This is a genomic window from Pseudomonas sp. AGC41 (assembly GCF_057334555.1).
In genome coordinates, this window is the sequence record NZ_JBHFJB010000028.1 from 99,294 (window position 1) to 122,610 (window position 23,317).

Annotated in this window: 16 protein-coding genes and 5 pseudogenes; 11 read left to right on the top strand and 10 right to left on the bottom strand. The window is 50.9% G+C overall.

What is annotated here, in order from left to right:
* Positions 1-17 precede the first annotated feature (17 nt).
* The 8 genes and pseudogenes from ACE04F_RS05200 to ACE04F_RS05235 all read left to right on the top strand — a co-directional run bounded on the left by ACE04F_RS05200 (position 18) and on the right by ACE04F_RS05235 (position 9,340).
* Entirely contained in the window at positions 18-908 is an 891-nt protein-coding gene (locus tag ACE04F_RS05200; RefSeq protein ID WP_486105313.1) for an intradiol ring-cleavage dioxygenase, read from the top strand.
* A 721-nt stretch (positions 909-1,629) separates the two neighbouring features.
* The gene (locus ACE04F_RS05205) at positions 1,630-2,103 is read left to right on the top strand and encodes a MarR family winged helix-turn-helix transcriptional regulator (protein ID WP_434694903.1); all 474 of its coding nucleotides are present in this window, start codon (positions 1,630-1,632) and stop codon (positions 2,101-2,103) included.
* Positions 2,104-3,268: 1,165 nt separating this feature from the next.
* Positions 3,269-3,468, top strand: a pseudogene (locus ACE04F_RS05210) (transposase); the annotation flags it as partial.
* Between the two features lie 757 nt (positions 3,469-4,225).
* On the top strand, positions 4,226-5,341 hold the full coding sequence (locus ACE04F_RS05215) for an amidase (RefSeq protein ID WP_486105314.1): 1,116 nt from the start codon (positions 4,226-4,228) through the stop codon (positions 5,339-5,341).
* Positions 5,342-5,594: 253 nt separating this feature from the next.
* Entirely contained in the window at positions 5,595-6,560 is a 966-nt protein-coding gene (locus ACE04F_RS05220; protein ID WP_486105315.1) for a PDR/VanB family oxidoreductase, read from the top strand.
* Positions 6,561-6,570: 10 nt separating this feature from the next.
* Complete coding sequence (locus tag ACE04F_RS05225) at positions 6,571-7,071, top strand: flavin reductase (RefSeq protein WP_434694900.1); 501 nt, start codon at positions 6,571-6,573, stop codon at positions 7,069-7,071.
* A gap of 425 nt (positions 7,072-7,496) precedes the next feature.
* Positions 7,497-8,708, top strand: coding sequence for an acyl-CoA dehydrogenase family protein (locus tag ACE04F_RS05230; RefSeq protein WP_434694899.1), 1,212 nt, complete (start codon positions 7,497-7,499; stop codon positions 8,706-8,708).
* Positions 8,709-8,770: 62 nt separating this feature from the next.
* On the top strand, positions 8,771-9,340 hold the full coding sequence (locus ACE04F_RS05235; protein ID WP_434694898.1) for a nuclear transport factor 2 family protein: 570 nt from the start codon (positions 8,771-8,773) through the stop codon (positions 9,338-9,340).
* A 254-nt stretch (positions 9,341-9,594) separates the two neighbouring features.
* On the opposite strand, the gene ACE04F_RS05240 is transcribed toward ACE04F_RS05235, so the two are convergent.
* Complete coding sequence (locus ACE04F_RS05240) at positions 9,595-10,056, bottom strand: hypothetical protein (RefSeq protein WP_434694897.1); 462 nt, start codon at positions 10,054-10,056, stop codon at positions 9,595-9,597.
* A gap of 982 nt (positions 10,057-11,038) precedes the next feature.
* Here ACE04F_RS05240 and ACE04F_RS05245 point away from each other — a divergent pair.
* On the top strand, positions 11,039-11,497 hold the full coding sequence (locus ACE04F_RS05245) for a MarR family winged helix-turn-helix transcriptional regulator (RefSeq protein ID WP_434694896.1): 459 nt from the start codon (positions 11,039-11,041) through the stop codon (positions 11,495-11,497).
* A 421-nt stretch (positions 11,498-11,918) separates the two neighbouring features.
* On the opposite strand, the pseudogene ACE04F_RS05250 reads toward ACE04F_RS05245, so the two are convergent.
* From ACE04F_RS05250 to ACE04F_RS05265, 4 genes and pseudogenes are all read right to left on the bottom strand, one after another.
* Positions 11,919-12,507, bottom strand: a pseudogene (locus ACE04F_RS05250) (NIPSNAP family protein).
* A 193-nt stretch (positions 12,508-12,700) separates the two neighbouring features.
* Positions 12,701-13,771 (bottom strand): maleylacetate reductase, encoded by a 1,071-nt coding sequence (locus tag ACE04F_RS05255; RefSeq protein ID WP_434694895.1) that lies wholly within the window; start codon positions 13,769-13,771, stop codon positions 12,701-12,703.
* Positions 13,772-13,781: 10 nt separating this feature from the next.
* Positions 13,782-14,792 (bottom strand): cyclase family protein, encoded by a 1,011-nt coding sequence (locus ACE04F_RS05260; protein WP_434694894.1) that lies wholly within the window; start codon positions 14,790-14,792, stop codon positions 13,782-13,784.
* Between the two features lie 27 nt (positions 14,793-14,819).
* A complete protein-coding gene (locus ACE04F_RS05265; RefSeq protein ID WP_434694893.1) occupies positions 14,820-15,611 on the bottom strand; it encodes an IclR family transcriptional regulator domain-containing protein in 792 nt (263 codons plus the stop codon).
* Positions 15,612-15,804: 193 nt separating this feature from the next.
* On the opposite strand from ACE04F_RS05265, the gene ACE04F_RS05270 reads away from it, so the two are divergent.
* Both ACE04F_RS05270 and ACE04F_RS05275 read left to right on the top strand, forming a co-directional pair.
* Positions 15,805-16,590 carry a dioxygenase family protein gene (locus tag ACE04F_RS05270; RefSeq protein ID WP_434694892.1) on the top strand — a complete coding sequence of 262 codons (786 nt, stop codon included), beginning with the start codon at positions 15,805-15,807 and terminating at the stop codon, positions 16,588-16,590.
* A gap of 75 nt (positions 16,591-16,665) precedes the next feature.
* On the top strand, positions 16,666-17,793 hold the full coding sequence (locus ACE04F_RS05275; protein ID WP_434694891.1) for a muconate/chloromuconate family cycloisomerase: 1,128 nt from the start codon (positions 16,666-16,668) through the stop codon (positions 17,791-17,793).
* Positions 17,794-18,207: 414 nt separating this feature from the next.
* Here ACE04F_RS05275 and istB read toward each other — a convergent pair.
* From istB to ACE04F_RS05300, 5 genes and pseudogenes are all read right to left on the bottom strand, one after another.
* A pseudogene (gene istB / locus ACE04F_RS05280) lies at positions 18,208-19,013 on the bottom strand (IS21-like element helper ATPase IstB).
* A pseudogene (gene istA, locus ACE04F_RS05285) lies at positions 19,006-20,504 on the bottom strand (IS21 family transposase). Before istA ends, istB begins: the two co-directional pseudogenes overlap by 8 nt.
* Before the next feature lie 449 nt (positions 20,505-20,953).
* Positions 20,954-21,517 (bottom strand): cytochrome b, encoded by a 564-nt coding sequence (locus ACE04F_RS05290; RefSeq protein ID WP_434694890.1) that lies wholly within the window; start codon positions 21,515-21,517, stop codon positions 20,954-20,956.
* Between the two features lie 98 nt (positions 21,518-21,615).
* Positions 21,616-23,070 (bottom strand): aldehyde dehydrogenase family protein, encoded by a 1,455-nt coding sequence (locus ACE04F_RS05295; RefSeq protein ID WP_486105316.1) that lies wholly within the window; start codon positions 23,068-23,070, stop codon positions 21,616-21,618.
* Positions 23,071-23,108: 38 nt separating this feature from the next.
* Positions 23,109-23,317, bottom strand: a pseudogene (locus ACE04F_RS05300) (aspartate aminotransferase family protein); the annotation flags it as partial.

The window sequence follows — 23,317 nt, forward strand, 5'->3', positions numbered from 1 at the left end:
ATTAGGAGGGATCGAGTATGTCAACGCAAACTGAAGATGGAGAGATGAACCAGTTAACGCATGATGGAACTGGTTTTCCTTTTTTTAGTGAGGATACATCCGTTGAGGTAGTGAACCTCCGCATGGGTGGAAGCGTTAACCCTCGCCTAAAGCAGGTGATGACGTGTTTGATTCAGCATCTGCATGCGTTCATAAAGGAAATCGAACTAACGCAGGAAGAATGGGAGCTAGGTATCGACTTTGTCACTCGCACGGGACAGTTATGTAGTGAAGAGCGTCAGGAGTTTATCTTATTATCGGACGTACTCGGGATCTCCATGTTAGTGGATGCGGTGAACAATCGACATCCGTTTGGTGCGACCGAAAGCACTGTGTTCGGACCGTTTCACGTGGAGGGCGCGCCGCACCTGGAAATGGGCGCGAACATCAGTCTTGACGCTAAAGGCGAAAAGTGCCTGTTCGAGGGGCGCGTCATTGACATAGAAGGCAATCCAATCGAAGGCGCGGTCATCGACGTATGGTGCGACAACGCTGCTGGGTATTACGATGTGCAACAGCCAGAATTGCAGCCAAAATGGAATAACCGTGGTGTTTTTATTACAGGCGCTGACGGCCTGTATAGCTTTTATGGAATAAAGCCCGTTTCATATCCGATCCCTAATGACGGGCCCGTCGGTCAGCTGCTCGAAAAGCTTGATCGTCACCCGTATCGCCCGGCACACATCCATTTCCGTGTTGCGGCCAAGGGCTACCGGAAACTGATCACACACATTTTTACGGCGGACAGCCTTTACATTGATTCGGACGCTGTATTTGGGGTTAAAAAGAGTCTCATTACACCATTTAAAAAATGCGATAGGAGTGACGCTGTATGGAGCGCCAAATATAATTTTGTGTTGGCTTCCTAACACAAAAGCATCTCCAGTTTTGAGTATCAACTAGTAAGATAAAGTCTTAATTCCAATGCGAGAGAGTCAGAACGGACTAGGCGTTGGTTTGGACAGTTTCGATGAAATTCTCAGCATTGGGTGTCGCGATTTTTCTGTTTGGTCTTTGTAACAAAGTCATTACCTTGAGGTTACGGCACTTTTGCTCAAATCCAATACTTAGATGGCCATGACGCATTTCGGCCTGATGAGCCGGTTTGGAGTGGGTGCTTGTAAACTATCGCATGCTCTATTTAATCGGTTACGTTTCGCCGAAGCGATTGTCATAAGCAGCTAACGTTAAGCTCAGTTCTGTTGTTTTTCCGTTCGTTCCCCGACATTTTTTGTGCCGAGCTCTGCCCGCGCCACCTTGCGTTGCTGGCAGAGACCGTTACGTGGATTCCTATGGGCGGAGCGCGCCATGGCTTCAATCCACGACCTGTCTCTTGGCCTGGATGCAAGAGTGGCGGTGTCCAGACGAGGAGCTACGCGGGATATAGATTACAGCCATTTGACCAGCTCGCCAGTATTGCTCACCGCCAAATTCACTCCTCGCCATTGAGCGGGTACGCAGCGCAACTCCACATTCGATCGGCTGTGGTGACTGCTCGGGAACGATCCATGTCGCATACAGATCTGCTTATTGCTAAAATCTCGCAGGCCTGCGGCTCAGCAGGTACAGTTCGTCAAGAAAAGGCTTTTTATGACCCCTAAGATTAATCAAGATGTAACACAGCTTACCCCCACTGAGTTGCGCGAGTCTTGGCCATATTTCTGGATTCATCGAGTGAACTCATTTTATTCACGTGCGATCGAGAAGCGATTGAAATCGCTTGGTGTAGATGATCCGAGGTGGCGCGTAATGATGACGCTATATGAAACAGAGTACATGTCGGTTTCTGAGATTGCCGAGTTCACTACGCTTAGACTTAACACAGTGACCAAAATAATTCAGAGGATGATTTCCGATCAGTTGGTTATGACCCGGGTCAGACCTTCTGATCGTCGAGTGACGGATGTGTGCCTTACTAAAAGAGGAGAGGAATTACGCGCTAAAGCGATGATCGAAGTGATGCGTATACGAGATGAAAGTTTCTTCACTTCTTCCCCCGAGGAGCTGCGATTAATTAATAAAACGCTTGAGAAGATAGCTAACCAGCTCAGTCGAATTGTTTGAGGCGCGGTTTCCAAAGAAACGAATACTGCTTGTCGAGTCTTCGTAGGATTTATGTTGCCAGCGTGCACCTAAGCTTACGAAGGGCTGTTGTGCTCGAAGTTTACGGATGCTGGTCATTTCGGTCTCTGAGCTGGTTTGGTAGGTTAAGCAAAAGCAGCGGTTATTTCGTCGCTTCACGACGAATTTGGATGATTTCGGGAGTCCGTTCGGTGTGGCTTGCGCGGTGCCGCTCACTTGCGGGGAGCTAGTCGTAGGTGGGCGTGGATAAATGGGGGCGGTTCAGTTCAGCTGCCAGTTCTTCGTTTCGAACCCCTGTACATTGTACGAGCTATCTGCTCACGCTGGCGGTAACCAAGCAAATTCTGTTCTTCCCGTCGTACTTCTTAATGCTCCATACCAGTCAAGCCGGTTGTTAGCTTTTCGGAACGATATTCGTCATAGCTTTTCATTACCTACGTTGTTTTTGCGAAAAACTAGGATGCTTCAATCTAAATTCCCCTGACAAAAACCTTGACTGATCCGTTTATGCAGAGCGCTGTTGCGTGCGAAGCACAAATAGCTTGGTCACAGCCGCTCCAAAGAGAACGGCAGATTTAAAGCTACCATTTGATTCTGGACGTTGTGCCCCAGTTTCTTTCACGCGCACGCCTGTCATGATGCAATTCAATGCCAAAGTGAAAAAATGTATCTGGCCCACCTGTCCAGATCGGCGCCTGGCGACAATTCCTGCTATAGCAGGTGTAAACCCGGTCATCTTCTCCGACGCGCTGCGGGTCAAAATCAGGGAGCGAGGACTGGTCAGCAGTACGGCGATCTAATTAGTCATGGGCGTATTACCAGACGGAACCCGCGGCATCTTGGCCTTCTGGATAGAAAACGGAAGGCGTCAAGCTTTGGATAAAGGTCCTCAGTAATTTCAAGACACGCGGCTTCGAAGACGTGCCTATTGTCGTAACTGACGACGTCAAAAAGTTCCAGAGGCTCTGAGCGTGGTCTTTCCTGAGAGGAGGTTGCAGAAACCTGCATCACGCACCTCCGCGTAGCCTCGACCATGGGACAACGCCGGGGAAACTAGCCAAGGCTCTCAAGCTAATCTATCAATCGATCAACGCCGATGCCGCCCCAATGGTTTTGTACTTGTTCAAAACCGGCCCACCGGGGTTAACAGCATCCGACCCTCGCGGCTGCCTCGCGAAGTGTCTGGGATCAAGTTGTCCTCCCACTTGACGTCCGGAAAGTGATCATACGACCAACTCAATCGAGAGCATCAACGCTAAACGGCGATAGATCATCAAAACGAGAGGCCACGTCCCGACCAATGACGCGGCCACCAGGCTAATCTGGCTGGGTATGCGCAACGTTACGGTGAACTAGGGCATTGCGGCCCTTACTGAAAAAGTGCCATGAATGAGTTCAGGCAACCGGCAGAATAATAGACACGATCGAAAAACGGCACATTCTTCGATCAACGACAGATGACTTGGAGAGTTTTTCTCACAGGTGGGACGCGATTCGAGGATGGACCAAACTACCGTTATTAGGTACGAAATGTCAGCTATCGATTGCCGAGCTCCTTGCGTTCGCACCTGCTCAAATGACTGAAGAGCAACTACCGATTCTCCCTACGTCAAGCGGTGTAGTGGCTGGGTCTTGTCCAAGCAGAAAATCCGAGATTCTTCACGCATTTGTATGCAGCACCTACAGCGAAGGGGTAATCAAGAACCGTATGACAGAAAGACTGTTAAGTACGGTTCTGTGAGCGAGGACTAACCCCTTCTCGAATCGAGAACCTCATGCGTGGCAGTGCCAAGCACTGATCGCCCGCCGCAGCCTTCTTGGTAAAAGCTTACGAAGCCATGTCGCGTTGCAGCTGCGACCGCCCAGTTTAACGCACCGCCGATATTAGTGACTTGGAGGGGGCGCGTAGGACTTACGTTTGTTCCGTTCCTTTTATACGGCAGGACGGGAGAGGCTCCGAAATCCCTTCGAGATTAGTCATGTGGGCTACACTGGTTTAGATGAAATAGACCTTAAAACCCTCCTGTTCAGCACGAAGAGAGATGACGCGCCCGGTTGACATACATTAACAATAACATGATAATTACCGTAAATGGAGGCGGATATGCAGCTAAACGATGTGGCATTGGTCCACCCTCTCGCCTTAGGCGGGGAAGGGCCTTCGGTGGTCGTCAAGGACTGTTTTGACATCGCGGGTACGGTTACAGGTATTGGCTCTGAGGCCTACTCAGACGCGTTACCGGCTGAGTCAAATGCGCGGGTCATTGAAAATGTCCTGAATGCGGGCTGCCGGATTATAGGCAAAGCCAATATGCACGAATTGGCTTTCGGAATGACCGGCGTCAATAATTTTTACGGCACTCCTGTCAATCCTAGGTGGCCCGAGTTAATACCTGGGGGATCATCCTCTGGATCTGCTGTAGCTGTCGCTGCGGGGTGGTGTGACTTTGCTATAGGCACTGATACCGGAGGATCTATACGTCAGCCCGCGACTTGTTGTGGTGTGTTCGGTTTTAAGCCTACTTTTGGTCGTTTGAGTCATGCCGGGATCAAAGGCTCCAACAGTTCCCTCGATTGTGCGGGCCCCATTGCCCGCGACATTGACATGATCGAGACGGCAATGAAGGCTATGGATCCTAGTTTCTTTGCTGATAATCTCCAACGCAAACCACGTATTGGTAGGATTAATATCTCCTCAAAACTTGGCCCTGAAATACTCCATCTGTTGCGATCGTTTGCCTCACTGCCGGTAGTAGAACTTAAGAGCTTGGACGCAGCTTTCGATGCAGCAATGATCATAATTGGTTATGAAACAGCGTTAGAGTACGGACACCTCCTTGATACTCGTAGTCCCCTAGGGGAGGATGTGGCACTCAGATTGGGTGAGGCTCGTAAAATAACGGAGCAAAGTGTGAGTCGCGCTGAGGTAGTGCGCAAGCAGTTCTGCAAGCAGGTCGATGAGCTATTGTTAAATTTTGACGCGTTGTTACTTCCAGCAATGCCCGATATCCCGCCTACCATCAACTCCGTAAGAAATAAGCGATCCGTATTATGGACTACTCAGTTTCTGAGACCATTCAATCTCAGTGGTCACCCTGCAATTACAATTCCTTTCCTCTCCAAAAATGGTTGGCCAGTTGGAATGCAGTTGGTTGGAAAAAAGAATGAAGATGCAAAGCTTTGTGCAATTGCTCGCCAGCTTAAACACACTAGTATTTAATTATGATCGCGGCTTTGTACAATATGATCATGTTTTTATTGTATCTTTATGGTTTGCACGCGCGACATGCAAGTATTCAGGTAGGATTCTGGATAAGTGATTAGTTATAACTGGCTGGCTATTTATATAGACCGGTAGTTGGCAGCAGCGGCGCGTTTTTCTCTCTTTCTTTGCTGCGATTGAGTAAAGGTATGTCGATCGAAAAAAGCTAAGAATCTCGACCGCTTTAAAATTATAAAAAAAGGTAGGAATAATGAAGAAGCGTGAACGGCAGCGGCTAAAAGTTATACGTCGTTTTGATAGTGGAGGGGGAATAATTCGGATTAGATTTGTATCTGAAGATGGTGCTGGGCTGGTACCTTTCGAGGCTGGCGCCCATTTAAGTATCTATTTGCCTAATATAGAAGCGTGGCGACAATACTCAATTTGTTCCGATCCCTGTGAATTGGATTTTTATGAAATTGCTGTGCTTAAAGACCCGAAATCGAGAGGCGGTTCGGTTTTAGTTCACGCAACGGCCGTCGAAGGGGCAGTGTTTGACGTGGAAGGGCCTAATAATAATTTTCCTTTGGATGAGAGTGCTGAATGTAGCATGCTTTTTGGTGGAGGTATCGGAATTACACCAATGATTGCGATGGCGGCCCGTCTCAAGGAGTTAGGAAAAAAATTCAAGCTGCATTATTTTTCGCGTTCAGAAGAGAATGCTGCTTTTGTTGACGATCTTAGGGGGGCGTATGAACCTGAGAATATTTTTTTTCATTTTGGAGGAAGGGAAGCGGCTCAAAAACTTGATTTGTTCCGAGATCTTCCGGCACCGACGACCACTACCCATTGTTATATATGTGGACCTCAAGGATTTATTGACTGGATAATTACTGCTGCTAAACAGGCAGGTTATCCGAATGGAAATATCCACCGAGAGTATTTCTCAGCGGATGTCACTTATTCCGGTAATAGCTTTGACGTTGAGTGTGCCAATAGCGGAGTGACCGTAACAATTGGTCCTGACGATACGATAGCTCGAGTTTTGGCAAAGGTCGGAATCAAAGTCGATGTGATGTGCGAGGAGGGTGTATGTGGTACATGTATGACAAACGTGATTGAGGGTGAGATTGACCACCGTGATCAATTTTTAACCGATGAAGAGCGACGAGAGGGGGCGTTAATCTGCGTATGCTGTTCTCGCGCTAATAGCCCAAAATTAGTTCTAGATATTTGAGGATGCTAATATGGAACTCAGTGAAACGCAGCTCAATTTTAGAGAGGGCATGAGCCGGTTAGGCGCCGCTGTGAACTTAATCACTACGGACGGTCCTGCGGGAAGACATGGCCTTACTGCTTCAGCGGTATGTTCGATCACGGATGACCCACCAACGCTACTTGTCTGCGTGAATCAAAAGTCATTCTCGCATAATAAATTTATCGAAAATAGTGTGCTATGTGTGAATGTGCTCGCCTACGAAGATAAAGAACTTTCAGGGCATTTTGCTCGTCATGTGGGCGGTGTGGATCGGTTTTCTTTTGGGGAGTGGGCAACCGGCGAGACGGGTTCTCCTCGGTTGAAAGGAGCGAACGCATCCTTTGATTGTAAAATTACCGGTCAGCAAAAAGAAGGCACGCACACTGTCCTGTTTTGCCGTGTGGTGAGCGTTACGTTAGCGGAGCGGCGGCGGGGTGGGCTGGTATATTTTTGTAGAGATTTCAAGCGCATAGAGGCTCAAGCTGATTAGCTTGGGGCAGTTAGCCGAGTTAGCCAGGCATCTGAGCGTTTCTGAGTTCTGTGTCCAGTCGAGCAGTGCGTTTATTTCTGTATCAGTCACACGACCTTTAAGGACTGTTGAGAAATAAAAATCTTATCATATTGTCCTTCTAAGTAGGATGCAATTGTGTAGCTGTAGCGTGACGTCCCTTTTTGTGTGGATTCTCAAGCGCTAGAGTCAAGATTCTGAGGGACTGTCCACGTCCTTAAGCCAGTGGATTTACAAGTCATCCCTGCACTGATACGTTTTGCGGATTTAATATGGCGCCGTTCGAATGATCCAAGAGATGCCCCAGATGTTCAAATTATGCGCTAGATTCATACCGTGTTGTAATTCTATGCATTTGTTATTTCGGTTCTTCTCTAGCGTTTAGCCAAGAAAATGAGGTTCGAGCAATGTCCGATATTTTGCTAGGTATGTCTCGACCATTATCAGCCCCTGCTGAATTGGTTGATTTTTCAAAGCTCACTGAACAACCTGCTTTCATCGAATTAATGGATGAGGTGCTTAAGCGTCGCGATGAAATTCATGCAAGACGACATGTCCCTAAAGAAATTGTGTCTATGATGAAAGCTGCTCGAATTTTTCGATCTGCTACCCCAGTTAAATTTGGCGGCGATGCGTTGCCCCCCCATCATTTCCTTAAAATGATTGACAAACTTGGTGAGGTTGATGGTTCTACGGCTTGGGTTGCGGCCTTCGGATCTGCTAACACCTACTACGCGGCACTACCTGAAGAAGCTCAAGCTGTTATATATGCCAATGGCCCAGATCAGGTTTTTGCGGGAGGACTTTACCCTGTTCAGCAAGCCAAGCGAGTAGAAAATGGTTGGATAGCTTCAGGGCGCTGGAAGTTTGCGTCGGGTTGTATGGGCGCCGACTGGATCAGTATGGGTATCCAGGGCCGAAAAGGTAGCTCTGACATGGGAGGAGGCGGCGCGTCAGAAGTACTTATGGCTGTGGCACCGGCCGAAGATGTACAAATAATTGAGACTTGGGACGCCATGGGTATGCGTGGTACAGGAAGCCACGATATACAAGTAGAGGATCGGCTATTCACCGATTTTTGGACGTGTCCCCGTGGCGCGCGAAGTATTTATGACGACTCACTCTACCGCTACCCTCTGCTAGCTTATCAAGCTCAAGTCCACGCAGCTTGTAATCTAGGGCTTGCACGCGCAGCCCTAAATCTTGCGATCAACATGTCTGGTGGGGCGAAAATTATGCCTGGCGCGCCGCGTCTTGTGGAGCGGGCCTACTTTAGGACGGCGCTAGCTCAGGGGGAGGCCCGGTTACGATCAGCCAGAGCCTTTTTCTATGAGACAGCCGAAAAAGCATGGGAAGAATTGCAGCATCAGGAACAACTTTCCGTAGAGGCCATAAATTTACTACGGCTTTCTGCTAGCCATGCGGCGCACGCAAGTGCTGAGACCGTACAGGATTGCTATCGAGTGGTGGGGATGGCGGCTATTCAAGAAAACCATCCCATGCAACGTATTCTACGTGATTGCCTGGTTGTGACCCAGCATGCCGCTTTGAATGACTCAACGTTCGAAAATGCAGGCGCTCTATTGTCTGGCGCCCCAGAGACTTATGGTTATCCGTAAATGTTGGGAATCACCGCCCTCCTTCATATACAACGAGTTTACTAACTCCGGAGACAGTTGTTATGGTAGATCTACAGCGAACACTCGCTCAGCTCACTAATCGCATAGTTATTTTAGAGGCAGAAAATGAGGTTCGTCGAGTGCAGATGCGCTATATGGCCCTCTGCGACACCCCTGTGCCTGAGTATGGTGTCAGGAATCCTGAGCACCGGATCGACTTAATCATGGAGCTTTTTTCTGACGAGGCAGTTTGGGAGGGTGTTGGTGAATACTACAATGGCCAGTTTGGCCGTGCTGAAGGAAAGAAGGCAGTCAGACAGTTCTTTGAAGGCTTTCACCAGAACAATAAAGATCGTAAAATCGTTCTTAACTGTCACTACGTAACGTCGGAGCAGATTCATGTAGCTGCTGATGGAATAACCGCAACAGGACAGTGGGTTCATATTCAGCCATGGCTGTTTTCCAACGGTGAAGCGGTGCTACGGTCGTCTCGATTATTCAACGCTTATAAATTATGCGAAGACGGAAAATGGCGATTCACTCGTAATCGTACTGAAAACGTTTTCATCGCTCCGTTACACTCCACATGGGCATCCGATTACCCTTCAGAGTCAATTTTGTTGAAGCCATAGATAAATAAGATCGGTGACCTTCTAATCGATCACCGATCTTATTGTTATTCTAATCTACAAGATTGCTTGTGCTAAGAGTCGATCTGTCAAACATAGGCTATATACTTCCAGCGTTAATTAATAGCTTTCTAGAATCAGATCTTTTATTTGCTCCATGCTTAGTTATATAGTGACTCTACGATGATTGAAACTCAATCCGTCGGAAATATCCACAGGATGTATCTTTAATTTCATGGCGGGTTAGGATTAAGAGCTTAAATAGTATTACAATAAATTGATGAGTTAATGCTGTCACGCTGATAAATCCAAAACAAACCACCATCCGTCATGCTCAAACGCATAAACGTTTGCCTTCGAGCAAACCACTCAAGCGCATACATAAGAAAGCCCGCATCGTCGGCTCCCCAAGGTATTGCTCTCTCGCCAACAAAAGCTACGTTTACATCTAACTTCTTAGCTCCTTTATTGTTAATAGAAGTGAAGTGAATATCTAACTCAAAGGTGAGTCCGGTACCCAAAGCCGCAGCAGTACCGAACAGTGAAACAAAACTATGCAGCGTAAGGTCGTGAAACCGAGCCCCTGCGTTGATTTTCGCTGCCACTTTAAATACGAATGGGTTGTCGGATAATTTCCATTCGTCCATTGGAATATACTTTTCGAATGCACCCGGCTCATTGAGATAGCGAGTATCTATAGTTGGAGTAATAGCATCCATCAAAATATCCTTGCGGCATTGCCGGATTTTTATTGAAAGGCTTTTTAGCGATGCTTCAGCCCATGCTGAAGTCGGTTTTTATCCTGTTATTATATCATCTATTCTAAGGTAGTAAATATGGCGGGAGATTTTGGGGTGCCTAAAAGTGAATGATTCAAGATAATTTGGATTGAAGATAATACAAATATAATGCCTATCTATGTCTGACCTTAGTCGAGGATTTTATGCTCCTGGTTGGTTCTCGGCTGTAGGTGAAAGTTGCGCTGGGATATTTTTTGAGTGTTGCTTTTTTTACTCTTGCAAAATAGGCTTTCATTGCTGTTGGGTTTTCAAGAAGAGTCCTTGCTGTTTTAATAATGTGGTCTGGGTTCTGCTGGCGGGTTAGTTCATAGTTTCCGTTTGTATATGTTGCCCGCCAGCCCGCGGCTTCCCCATAATCCAACTGGCGCTAGAGCAGCAACTAAGCATGGAGCGGACAGGTGCCATACTGCCGAAAACTGACGTTTATTAAATTTTACATTTACACGCTCCGCTCTCTTCTCTAGCTTATTTTATGCTGTGGGCCTTTACGTTGAAGTCTCAGCTCGCAACCCCTTCGGGTTGAGCCATTCGTGAATCCGTCCCGTTGGCCTCTGGGGGGTTGTTCGCAATTGTCGACCTCTGCGCTAGTGTGGGATTGACGCCTTCTTACCAAGTAGCGTTAACCGAACATGCAAAAATAACCCCCGGTATAGACCAGAACCCCGCCAGCAAGCCCGTGTGTTTTCAGAAGTAACTGAATTGAGCAAAGGTGCGCGAGATGTGGTCAATAGCTTGCCTCAAATACAGCGAGCGCGCGTAGACCGACGCCTGACCCCCCGAGTGCCTAACGTTAGAAAATGATAGGCTTCCGGGGTGGTTGGCATTTTCATCGTTGCAGGTTAGGATGCACAATGTCATCTACTACTTCCTGAGAAAGCGTTATTAGACTGGATAGCGAAAAATGAACGTAGCTCGGACTGATCAGAGGTTATGTTTTGAGGGTTTCTTACCTTGCCGTATTAAAGCCATTAGCGAGCGCGTTTTACGTCTTTTATCCGGTATAAACGAGGAGTTTGGTATATCGAGCCCGGAATTTAGCGTTATGGTTGTTGCGATGGAGGTATCGAATCTTTCTGCCAAGCATATATCTCAGGTTACGGGGTTAGATAAAGCTGCAATTACGCGAGCATTAGACCGGCTATCGACGAAAAGCTTAATACAACGCGAGCGGTGCGGTGCAGACAATCGACGACTTAAAATATCCCTTACACGGTTAGGCTTGGAGAAGTTCCGTAGAATAGAGGCCGCTGCTTTGGAATGGGAGAAGGGGTTGCTCAAAGGTATATCTGTTGCAGAATTAAATAAGATGTATCTCATTTTCGACAAAATTGACTGTAACTTGGCTTACCTGGAGAGGTAGTGGTTGATTGGCTGTATATAGAGATTTAAGCTGCCTGAGAAACTGATAACATTCTGCTGGGTTTATATTTTGCATTATAGTAAACAATTTCTTGGCTTAGGGGTGATTGGTGTAGATGTAGGCTTTGTTAAGTACATGATTGTTACAGTATTCATATTTGTTGACGCTAAGGGTTGCGGGACTTGAGTTCTACCTCGTTAGCCACTTTCAAAGCTTCTAGTTACATCGGCTCTGCATATTTTGAGGTTTCGTCTGCAGTAGGTCGAGGGGTCGGCAATATGGGCAAACGTCCATTGGGGTCGCGTTTACCCGATAAAAGTAATTTTACGAGCCCAAACGGTCGCAAATAGTAATCTGATCATTGTTGTCGGAATGCTATCAATTCTCGTAGCATATTAATCCTCGCGAGCTGAGGCAAACGTTACGTTAGAGCTGAAAATGGGGCGGATACATAGATTGTGGATTTCATCGTCTGCAACTGCTGGGCAGATTTATTCGGAGGCCAGACGCCATCTGCTACGGATCGAGTTCGCACTTCCATGCGCTGCTCTAAACTAGCGTAAGGCCAGATATGCAGATAGCGCGGTATACGTCCGCTGATAGCATAGAATGCTGCATAAACAGGAGAGTAGAGTTCGCCGGTGCGTTGCGCTATTGCGTTTTTCCATCCCTCCAGGGTACGTTCCAAACCGGAATTCACAAGGTCGTATTCACGAAATTTGTAATAGGGGCCGTAGCTTCCTGGAGCGAGAGGCTCGATAAAGGGAAGATCCGGTAATCCTCGAAGTCCTGATGAAAAATAAACTCCCCAATTTGAAAGGGATCCTTAGAAATCAACACTCGCGTTCTCTCTGCTGCCAATACGTGAGGGCTGGAATAGCGGCGCAAAATTGCGATCGTATTCAGTGAGCCAATTTCTGACACCCAGCAACCAATAAGTTCGATGCCGTCGCCCGCCTCAGAGCGATTCGCAAGCGCGAAATCGCCGCAGCAATGGTGCGCACTCGCATGGTAAACCGTATTTGTTATAAGTGTCCGTAAGGGGATATTTCGACTCAGCGACAGTTAACTGTTGTGCTTGCATGAGGTACCTCAAGAAAAGCCAGGGCGTTTGTGACAGAACAAACCAAGCGTTTAGACACGCCGCCTCGGCTATCGTTTAGGCTTACAGGGACGGTGCTAGTGCTCGTCAGCAGTGTCCCATTATGCAGGAGGCTTGCCCTCCCACGCATTGCGGATCAGTTCTCTAACCCCTGCATGATCCAGTGGTCTTGGATTGGGATAGACTTTCTTAAACGAGAGCTCGGTGGCTCGATCGATTCCATCTTCAGGCATGCCTAGACCTTTTAATGACATTTGGGCGCCGAGGTGTTTGGCCAAATCGAACAATGCGCGTGCCGGATTATTGTTATCGAAAACGCGGCTCAATATCTGGGCCGCATTGGGTGCGCTGGCGAGATTAAAGCTCACGGCATGTGGCAGCAGGGCTGTATGCGTTTCTGCATGCGGCAGTTCAAATGTACCGCCTAAGGTATGGCACAGTTTGTGGTGAATGGCCATTGACGTGGAGCCTAAACAAATGCCGCATAGCCATGCGCCGTAGAGAGCTTTTTCACGAGCCTCTACGTCGTAAGGACTCTCGACGATCATAGGTAATGCGTGTATTAAGGATTGAATGCCTTGCTCAGCAAGTGAAGCGATCACAGGATTAGTGTCATGGGCGTAAAGCGCTTCAACAGCATGCGCGATGGCGTTCATGCCACTGGTGACCGATATATGCGCCGGCAAGCTTAAGGTTTGATTAACATCGTAAATCACAACGTTGGGCCTGATGTAGGGGTCGGTCCTGGTTAACTTGTGGCCTCCCTCCGTCTCAGTCAGGATTGCGGTTACTTCTGAACCGGAATATGTAGTCGGGATAATGATCTGCGGCAGGCCGGTACGATAAGCAATGGCTTTGCTGAGACCGACGCTGGAGCCCCCGCCTACTGCAATAATACCATCGATTTTCTGCGACTCGACGATGGCCATTGCTTTTTCGGTAATGTGTACCGGTGTATGCATCTCTGCTTCGTTAAAACAGATTGAATATTGGTCTTCTAGAGACCGGGCAATGGATAGGTTTCGATCTCGCTGACTTGACGTACCGACAAACAATACTCTCTGGATTGAGAGTTGACCGATTTCGCGACAGAGATCATTTGTGGAGCCCGCACCAAATATCACGCGTGAGGGGGCGCTCATATAAACGAAGGGCGTGGCGACTTGGTTCACATTGCACTCCCTATCGAATTGCGATGGCGTTGGCGGGCGACCCAACGCCGCCGACGATCGGCAATGGGGAAGCGGTAAGCAGAAACGTGTAGCGGTTATCTTCGGCGCAAGCTTCTGCCAACTTATCAATAGCCCAAAGTTCACCAATAGGCATTCCAAGTAGTGGAATGATCGCCCGATGCATAATTCCCGCATGGACGCTGCATTCTTTTTGACTCATTTCTCCGGGTGTGAAGAAAGGACTATCTGATTTTGCCGGCCAGCACTCTAAGGCGAAGTTATCTGCTGCGATTAAGCTAATCCGATTATCCCACAACCAAGAAAGAGCCTTGTTTGATTGTTCTAGTCCAGGATGGAATTGCTCTGTCACCAATTTATCCCGGGTGGCGATGTTTGTTTGGTTTAGATAGTAATTCAACCAGCCAAAGCGAAGAACTACCGCGTCGCCAGGCAAAATTTCGACATTCTGGCTCAGTCGTGCGGCTTCAATTGTATCGATCGATATAGCCTGACCGGTACTCTGGTCCAACGGCATCCCCTGTTTTGCCATGTAGCGTTGGACATCGATCAAGACCCCACGGGTAGCGATAGGTAGCGCTGCGAAATGATGGATACTTAGCGTCTCAGTACCTGGCTTGAACTGAGAGTGATCGTAGCCGTTGTAGAATCCGTATTGAGGATGGCCAATGTGGCGTAATCCATCAATCTGGCTGCCATATTGAGTGTAAAAATTATCCAGCCATTCATCATGGTGGAAATCGTTGCGCTGGAAAATGTGGTGGGCAATAGGCTTGCGCGTGGGCGCCAATGAGGGGTAAATGGCAGTGGAAGGCAAGTCGAGGCTAAACGCTTTACCTTGTATAGCTGCGGCGACACCGCGCAATCGCGAATCAGCATCGATCAGGTTTAGTGTTCCAATTTGATCATTTTCACCAAACAAGCCCCAGCTTGAGCCTGGAGGTGCATCCTGGCGAAGCATCAATTGATCATAGGTTGGCAGCGTTTTATGATAAGAACTCATTCCATTTAACCTCTTTTGATTTTTGCTCTATTGTTTTTGGCGATAGCCCATAGAGTTGCTGATCTGCGCGGCGGCACCAAGAAGATGTGGAAGACAAAGATCGCACATCTCCTCAAAAGAACGAGCGTTGGTGCCGCAGGAGAGAGAGAGCGCAGCGGTGATCTCTCCATGCATATCTCGAATTGGAACGGCGATAGATCTGCGTCCCATCTCGAGCTCTTGATCTACTGCATCCCAGCCACGATGGCGCACTACCTCAATGCGCTGCTCTAGAGCTTGACGAGTGGTAAGTGTCCTATCGGTTAATGCCTTAAATGCGACGGTTGAGAGATAGCGCTCTAGAGCTGCTACTGATTGACCGGCTAATAGCACATGACCCGATGCCGTCGCATACGCTGGCAGCCGTGTGCCGACAGCCAGTGTGATGCTGGTGATGCGGTGTCTGTGGACGCGGCTGAGGTAGATAACGTCATTGCCATCAAGGGCGACTAACGCCGTACTTTCGTTCAATAGATCGGTCAGTTGTTCGAGCCTACTTTGAGCAATCTGGGTAAGGCTCTGGGATGATAGGTAAGCGTATCCGAGCTCTAGCATTTTCGGCGTCAAACTGAAACCAGATTCACCTTCACGTGCATAACCGAGTTTTTTGAGAGTGAGCAGTATCCGACGGACGGTGGGCTTGCTCAATCCAGTTCTTCGAGCCACTTCCGTCAAGGTGCTCGTAGCCGACTGGTGGGAGAACGAGCAAATCACAGCCAGACCCCTTTCTATCGACTGGATATAGTCGGCGTTGCGCTCGCTAGTCATTTCTTCGTTCATATCACTGTTCTCAGAGACGGGTTTGGCGCGCTGTTGACAGGCGGGATGATTATAAGCACGATGTACTTAATGCGTACAAGCGGTACGCATAGCGTACAGCTGGGTGCTGCCCGTGGCAAGGTTCGTAAGCCGCGGGGGGCCTCGTCAAAAACTACAAAAAAAGTTGCGCGTACACGTGCAATAGGAGGCGGCGATGAGCAACGGCCGATTAGTCGAGCTGGTTACTGCGTTGGAAGAAGATCTGCTAGATTTCATGAGGCGCCATCGAGTTACGCATAGCGAGTACCGCGCAGCGACCGACTTGATCATATCGTCGATCAAACAGGGTGAAGAGTCTCTGCTGCTAGACGTTTTTCTTGAGGCGCAAGCTACTGATATTAGCAACATTGATAGAGTTGGAAGTCCGGAGGCCATCGAAGGACCGTTCTATGTCCACGGTGCGCCATTTCTACCGGCTCCCAGCGTCATGCCGCAGCGGTCTGACGAGCCTGGCACGGTGCTATTTTTTACCGGTCGCGTTACTAATTCCTTAGGGCACCCCGTGCCGGAAGTAGAGATTGATCTTTGGCATGCCGATGCCCAAGGTCTTTATTCGAACATCCACCCCGACATCCCGGACTTCAATCTTCGTGGTCGATTTAGGGCCGATTCTCAGGGGATTTTCGAAGTAAGAACTATCCTACCGCCACCGTACGAGATTCCAAAGGCAGGACCGACCGGTTATCTATTGAGTCAGATGGGGCGGCATTACTTCAGACCTGCCCATTTGCATATGAAGCTGCGTCATCCAGATTATGACGAAATGACATCACAGTTGTATTTTGCAGGCGGAGAATATTTGGACTCCGACGTAGCCAATGCCGTGCGAGATGGGTTGATTGAGGAGTTAATTTATGTAACAGACATCCAGCAGATTGAATCACGAGAGTTGAAAGCGCCTTTTTATATCTACGAATACAACTTTGTGATGCCCACATGATCATGAGGTTGAGCATTATCAGGAGCCTCGCGCTTTGGTTGCCAGGCTTTTTCGCAACGAGACGGAGCAGACAGAATGCCTTCCGGTTTTTCGATTGAAAACATAAGTACGCAGCGATTGGACATTCCATTCTCTCAGCCAATTAGAATGTCATTCGGTGAATTGGATAGACTCAATCTGGTGCTCGTTCGTTTGACCGACGTGCAGGGGGTGGTTGGCTATGGCGAGGCGACCATCATGGGCGGGCCATATTGGGGACCGGAAAGTATCGAAGCTGTGCAAGTAGCTATCGATAGGTATCTCGCGCCGCATATCACGAACGTCAGATTCGCCGGCATTGAGGAGTTCAGTCATCGGCTAGCGCGTTTGGTGAGGGGAAACGCCGCGGCGCGCTCTGCCTTAGAGATGGCGGCGTTCGATTTGCTAGGACATCAACAGCAGATGTCGGTTAAAAATTTGCTAGGTGGCTGTTGCCGCGACCGAGTCGAAGTTGCATGGACTTTGTCCACAGGTAGTGAAGCGGGCGATATTTTGGAAGGGGAGCACGCGATGCTGTCTCGCGGTCATCGCCGATTCAAGCTCAAGTTTGGTCAAGGCAAAGCGGACGAGGAATTAGCTCGCATAGTCGGAATCGCCGAGGCTTTCCGTGGGAGGGCTACGATCATCCTCGATATCAATCAGGGATGGGACCTGACTACCGCACTCCGATATTTTCCAGTACTGGAGGAGGCGGGGATTGATTGTATCGAACAACCTCTGCCAATGACGGATCATCAAGGGGCCGCACGGTTGCGATCGTCGTCTACGATGGACATCATTGCAGATGAATCGCTAGTGGATTTACGGTCCACATTCGAAGTTGCCCGAACCGGCGCGGCGTCTGCTGTTTCTCTCAAACCAAATCGAGATGGAGGGCTGCTGGCCTCCCGGCGAATCGCGTGTGTAGCTGCGGCAGCCGGGCTGAAGTTATATGGCGGCACTTCCTTGGAGAGTTCGCTCGGAACCGCGGCAAGTTTACATCTCTATTCTAGCCTTCCAGAATTGCAGCTTGGTAGCGAGTTGTTTGGACCGTTGAGATTGCAAACCGATATTGTCAAGGAGCGGCTTTTACCCCGGAATGGCGGGCTAAAAGCCCCTTGTGGTCCCGGTTTGGGAGTGGTGATTGATGAGGATATGGTAAGAACACTGCGATTTCAATCTTAAACCAAGCTGATCCGGAAAGTGGAATCAATAAGTACTTTGGTGGCGCGAGCGGAGCCTTTAGCAAAGAGTATTAGTCACTAGCTAACCTAGTTACGTAAAGAGAAAAATTTAAATAAAAATACGGCTAGGGTTTAGGAATGTCCTCGTTACGACAGAAAATGATGTCGGGAGTTGGCGTCGTTATTGCGTCGTCTGCGATTGTCATTGGGATGGTCAATTACTTTTTTACCGAAAAAGAGCTAATTCTGTTGGCGCTGATTGAAAACTGACCCACCCTGCCGATTGAAAATTGACCCAGGGCGGATTGCTGATTTTTGCCCCAGCAATTGTGGATAAGCTTAGCAGTCGTGTTCCGGTTGAAGGCTCATCAAGCCCACCGCATGTAGGCATGCAGCAGGGTATTTATGGTGCCGGTCAAAACGGTGCATCGTCCTCGATATTCTCTGCATCCTTGCGCTTTCGTTCACGCGATTTGATCTTTGTCTGGTCTGCCAAGGTGGGCTGTGTTGCAGGCGGTAGGACCCTTTGCCCGTTTCGACGATGTGGCAGTGGTGCGTAAGCCGATCCAGCAACGCTGTGGTCATCTTGGCGTCGCCAAACACACTCGACCATTCCGAGAAGCTGAGGTTGGTGGTGATGACCACGCTGGTGTGCTCGTACAGTGTTGAAAGCAGGTGAAATAACAACGCGCCACCACTATGACTGAAGGGCAAATACCCCAGCTCATCGAGTATCACCAGATCTGTCCGAAGCAGTCCCTGGGCGATTCGGCCTGCCTTACCATCGTACTTTTCACGCTCCAGCAGGTTGACGAGATCGACCGTGGAGAAGAACCGTACTCGTTTGTTATGTGTGGTGATTCCGGACACGGCCAAGGCAATGGCCAGGTGCGTTTTTCCGGATCCAGGCCCACCGATGAACACGACATTTTGCGCAGTCTCCGTAAGCTCAAGACTGGAGTATTCCTTGACCAGACGGGCATCAGCGCTGGAAGCGCTGAAGTCAAAGCCAGCTAACTCACGGTGCATGGAAAGCTTTGCCATGTTCATCTGATGGTTCACATAGCGCACGGCGCGATCTGCCTGCTCCTGTTGGAGCAGATGCTCAAGCAGCCACTTCGACGATGCCGTCGAAGCTTCTCCCTGGGCCGCCAGTTCTTCCCAAGCCTGCGCCATGCCATGCAGACGCAGTTCTTTAAGTTCTGCCATCAAGTCACGCATTGCGGCTCTCCTCATCTGTTGTACGGAGTTGGTCATATCGGGCCATGTTGGCAACGGGAGCACCTTGAGTTGCAGGCTGGTTTCTACGGAAGGCGGTGGTGCAGTAGCGGTGAGTCGGGCGAGAACATTTAAGATGTGATCGGCGCTCAGACTTCCCGACTCAAGCACCAGTTCTACCGCTACCAGCACCGGGTCGAGACCGGCGATGGGCACGGCAGAGAGCACCTGCGTCATAATCCGATCACCGTTGCTGTGACGTCTCAGGCCCCGTTTGAGAAGCCGCAACGGAGTGGGCAGATTGGCAGACGGTGCGCCATTGCGCAGTGCACCCGGCTTGCGTTCGATGAGTGGGATGTAATGCTGCCAGTCAAAACTGGCCTGATCTCGATCAAAGAGGCGCTCGTGGCTGGCGATCATCGTTTCATCGGCGATGACCACGATCTGGGATGGGTAAAGACAGCTGCTGACCCACTGCCCGACTCGCTCACAAGGCACCGAATAGCGATTTCGCGCCACGCTAATCCGGCAAGTGCTGGAGACCCGTACGGTGCGCTCGACGTAGCCATCAAAGGCCGTCGGCATCGGCATCATTTCGACCCGTTCCAGCTCCAAAACTTCCGCCACCGTCAGTCCGTTGTACTGCGGATGCTGCAGCTCGCTCCAGAGCGCACGACATCGTTGGCCGAGCCAGGCATTCAGTTCCTCGAAGGTGTGGAACATGCAGTTTTGAGCGTCAAGCCAAATGTGCCGTCGACTGTCTTGAACGTTCTTCTCGACAATGCCCTTTTCCCAGCCAGAGGCTACGTTGCAGAAATCCGGATCGAAAAGGTAGTGCGCGCACATCACGGCAAACCGTGCATTGACCGTGCGGCCCTTGCCTTTATTGACCTTGTCGACAGCCGTTTTCATGTTGTCCTAGATGTCGCGACGCGGCACGCCACCTAACGCTCCGAACGAGCGTGTATGGGCATCGAATAGCATCTCGTGACCTTGGCTAGGGTACGCAACCAACCAGAATGCGCGACTGGCGCACAGCTTCATGTGGGAGACCTGGATGCGTCGAAACAGGCCTCCGATCAGCAGCCCTTCTTCGCTCCAGTCAAATTGAAAGGCTTCACCGAACGCAAACGTCAGCGGCACAAAAGCGCGTAAAGACTTGCCTTGCTCACCTCGCCACGAGCGTACGAACGCCGTGAGCTGGCTGTAACCGCCGTCATAACCCTCGGCCTTGATCTGCTCGAAAAGTGCTTTGGCGCTTCTGCGGTTGTGCTTTGCCCGGAACGAATCGGCTTTCAGCGCCTGTTCCAGCGTGTCGTGGAATGGGCTGAGTTTGTTGAAGGTCGTGCACCGCTGGTACGCCGGTTGAGTGGCTTCGGGCGCTCTGACCCATTTTCGGATGGTGTTTCTCGACAGCCCGGTACGCTTGGCTATCTGGTGCAGCGAGAGCTTGTCGCGGAAGTACATCCGCCGGATTTTTCCCAACATTTCCATGCTGATCACCCTGTGTTCTCCTGCTCAAAAAGTGAGCAGAAGCAGTTGAACACCTGGGTCAGTTTTCAGTCGGCAGAACAGCCTCTACTGGGTCAGTTTTCGGTCAGCGGCAACAGCTAGTAGACATCTACGGGTAGACCTCCATTTCTGAATGGATGGGCCTCCCGTAGTACCTCCCTATATGATGGCGAAGCTGCCAATAGCTGATTTGCAGCGAAGGATTCACTCAAACTTACTCGGTGAGGTCATTCCATTTACCTATTTGTATTTTCGTCGCAGTTTTATATCGATTTAAAAATATAAGTTAGCGTAAACAGTTTGCAGTGGGAGTATCCTCCTGCAGGGACTACGCCTCGGCCGAAGTCCAGCGGCAACCGAAGGCAGCAACAGTTACTACATGCTCTACCTGGGGTGGTGCATCCTGCGCACGCGCCGAGGAAATTATTAGCTCACAGCATGCGGCGCAATACATCGTTGCGAGGGTCGCTGTCGAACAACCGATGCTTGAGCGCCCCCGCGATATGCAGCACGATCAAGACCAACAAGGTATAAGCCAGTACTTTATGCAGCCATTGGAACGCGACAAACCAATCGTCATTCTTCGTCAGCAACTCCGGCAGGTTCACACCGAAAAAGAACACACCGTCGCTCATGGTGTAGGTGCTTGACATCGAGTACCCCATCAACGGGACGGCCACGATCAGCACGTACATGGAGCGTTGTACAAAACGTGAGAGAAAACGCTCATGCGCCGCCAGTGTTTGCGGTGGCTGCGGAAGCGCGGGGGTGCGAACGCGCAGGGCGATCTGCACCAGCACCAGCAGAAACGCCAGCACGCCGAACGATTTGTGCCACGGATAATAGAGTGTGTATTTACTCACCACTTCATCATCAAGCCCGGTCATGTGCCAGCCGGCCCAGAGCAGGCCGGCGATGACCACGGCGCGCACCCAATGCAGGATGCGCAGGGACACGGGATACCGATCAATTGTCGCTTGTTTTTGGGTGTTCATCGCAGTCTCTTCATTGATCATCAAGGCATCGAAAACGCACGATTGAATGCCACCCTAGGCGGCCATGGCCGCGAGGATGACCGGTGCAGTCACTGTTCTCAGGCGGGTAGCAGCACGGTGATCACTTTCTCCTCGGTGTAGGCCAGCGCGCCGCCAAGCCCGCCTTCGCGGCCTATGCCGCTGGCCTTGACGCCCCCCCACGGAAGGTTGGCGTCCAGCGGGCTCCAGCAGTTGACGCCGATGGCGCCGGCCTTTACGGCTGCGGCCACGCGGTGCGCGCGCGCCAGGTCGGTGGTCCACACCGTGGCTGCCAGGCCGTAGGCAGAGTCGTTGGCCAGTGCCACGGCCTCTTCTTCGCTATCAAATGTGATCACCGTACCGACAGGGCCGAAGATCTCATCCTGGGCGATCGCCATGTCATTGCGGGCGTCGGCGAAAATCGTCGGGCGTACGAACCAGCCCTGGTCAGGGGTGGATACGCCGCCGGCCAGCAGCGAGGCGCCTTGGTCGATGCCCAGCTGGATGTAACGGTTGACGCGATCGAATTGCGCTTTCTTGGCCACCGGCCCCATCTGCACGTCAGGCTGGCGAGGGTCGCCGACCTTGACCGCGCGCGCGGCGTCGGCCAGTGCACCAGCGAATCTCTCGGCGAGGCTGCGCTGGACCAGGATGCGCGAGCCGGCGGCACAGATCTGCCCCTGGTTGGCGAACAGGCCCAGGGTGCAGCCGAACAGCGCCTCATCGAAGGGCGCATCGTCGAACACGATCTGCGGGCTCTTGCCGCCCAGTTCCAGTGCCACGCGCTTGAACAGCACACCCGCGGTGCGCTGGATCTCACGCCCGGCCTCGGGACTGCCGGTGAAACTGATCTTGGCCACATGCGGGTGTTCGCATAAGGCGCGGCCCACCTGCGCACCGTAACCGGTGACCACGTTGATCACGCCGTCTGGAAATCCAGCTTCCTGTGCCAGCGCCGCCAGATGCAGGGCCGATTGCGGGGTTTCTTCCGAAGGTTTGATCACCACGGTGCAGCCCGCCGACAGCAATGCGGCGAGCTTCCACACAGTGATCATCAGCGGTGAGTTCCACGGCACGATGGCGCCCACGACGCCCACTGGCTCGCGCACGGTGTACGAGAGGGTCTTGCGACCGAAGTAGCCGCCGGTGGGAATGGTGCGTCCTTCAAGCTGGTTGGCCCAGCCGGCGGCGGCGCGCAGGTTGGCGATAGCGTTGGGCAGGTCCATCCGGCGCGGTTCGAGCGGTGCGCGGCCGATTGCGTCGGCGTCCATGTCGGCCAGTGATTCGCTGTCGCGCTCCACCAGGTCAGCGAGTTTCGATAACAGCCGGCCGCGCTGGGCGCCGTCAAGCCGGCTCCAGGCGCCACCTTCCAGCTGGGCGCGCGCCGCTGTCACGGCCCGGTCCACATCCTCGGCGGTGCCGCTTGCGCAACTGCCGTACACCTGTTCGGTCACGGGGTTGATAAGGGGAATGCGCGCGCCATCGCTGGCTTCGAAGGGCGCGCCCTGGATAAAGTGGTTCAGGTGCTGAGTCATGTGGATGTCCATGCGTGATGGGTCGGAGGCGACAGGCCTCATGCCTTGAGGGAAGCCAGGGCATCGCCGAAGATGTCCAGCGCCTTGAAGAACAGCGAGCGCGTGATCGTCAGTGAGGGCATCACACGCATCACGTTGCTGTAGCGCCCGCAGGGGATCATCAATACGCCATGGTTCATCAGGTAGGCCATGAGCTGCCCGATCTTGGCGCCCTCGAGCGGTGTCTTGGTGGCGGCGTCTTCCACCA

Coding starts and splice junctions, on each gene's coding strand:
- ACE04F_RS05220 (WP_486105315.1), top strand. CDS start 5,595: ATGAAGAAGCGTGAACGGCAGCGGCTAAAAGTTATACGTCGTTTTGAT.
- ACE04F_RS05245 (WP_434694896.1), top strand. CDS start 11,039: ATGAACGTAGCTCGGACTGATCAGAGGTTATGTTTTGAGGGTTTCTTA.
- ACE04F_RS05230 (WP_434694899.1), top strand. CDS start 7,497: ATGTCCGATATTTTGCTAGGTATGTCTCGACCATTATCAGCCCCTGCT.
- ACE04F_RS05270 (WP_434694892.1), top strand. CDS start 15,805: ATGAGCAACGGCCGATTAGTCGAGCTGGTTACTGCGTTGGAAGAAGAT.
- ACE04F_RS05260 (WP_434694894.1), bottom strand. CDS start 14,792: ATGAGTTCTTATCATAAAACGCTGCCAACCTATGATCAATTGATGCTT.
- ACE04F_RS05295 (WP_486105316.1), bottom strand. CDS start 23,070: ATGACTCAGCACCTGAACCACTTTATCCAGGGCGCGCCCTTCGAAGCC.
- ACE04F_RS05215 (WP_486105314.1), top strand. CDS start 4,226: ATGCAGCTAAACGATGTGGCATTGGTCCACCCTCTCGCCTTAGGCGGG.
- ACE04F_RS05275 (WP_434694891.1), top strand. CDS start 16,666: ATGCCTTCCGGTTTTTCGATTGAAAACATAAGTACGCAGCGATTGGAC.
- ACE04F_RS05200 (WP_486105313.1), top strand. CDS start 18: ATGTCAACGCAAACTGAAGATGGAGAGATGAACCAGTTAACGCATGAT.
- ACE04F_RS05240 (WP_434694897.1), bottom strand. CDS start 10,056: ATGGATGCTATTACTCCAACTATAGATACTCGCTATCTCAATGAGCCG.
- ACE04F_RS05290 (WP_434694890.1), bottom strand. CDS start 21,517: ATGAACACCCAAAAACAAGCGACAATTGATCGGTATCCCGTGTCCCTG.
- ACE04F_RS05265 (WP_434694893.1), bottom strand. CDS start 15,611: ATGAACGAAGAAATGACTAGCGAGCGCAACGCCGACTATATCCAGTCG.
- ACE04F_RS05205 (WP_434694903.1), top strand. CDS start 1,630: ATGACCCCTAAGATTAATCAAGATGTAACACAGCTTACCCCCACTGAG.
- ACE04F_RS05235 (WP_434694898.1), top strand. CDS start 8,771: ATGGTAGATCTACAGCGAACACTCGCTCAGCTCACTAATCGCATAGTT.
- ACE04F_RS05225 (WP_434694900.1), top strand. CDS start 6,571: ATGGAACTCAGTGAAACGCAGCTCAATTTTAGAGAGGGCATGAGCCGG.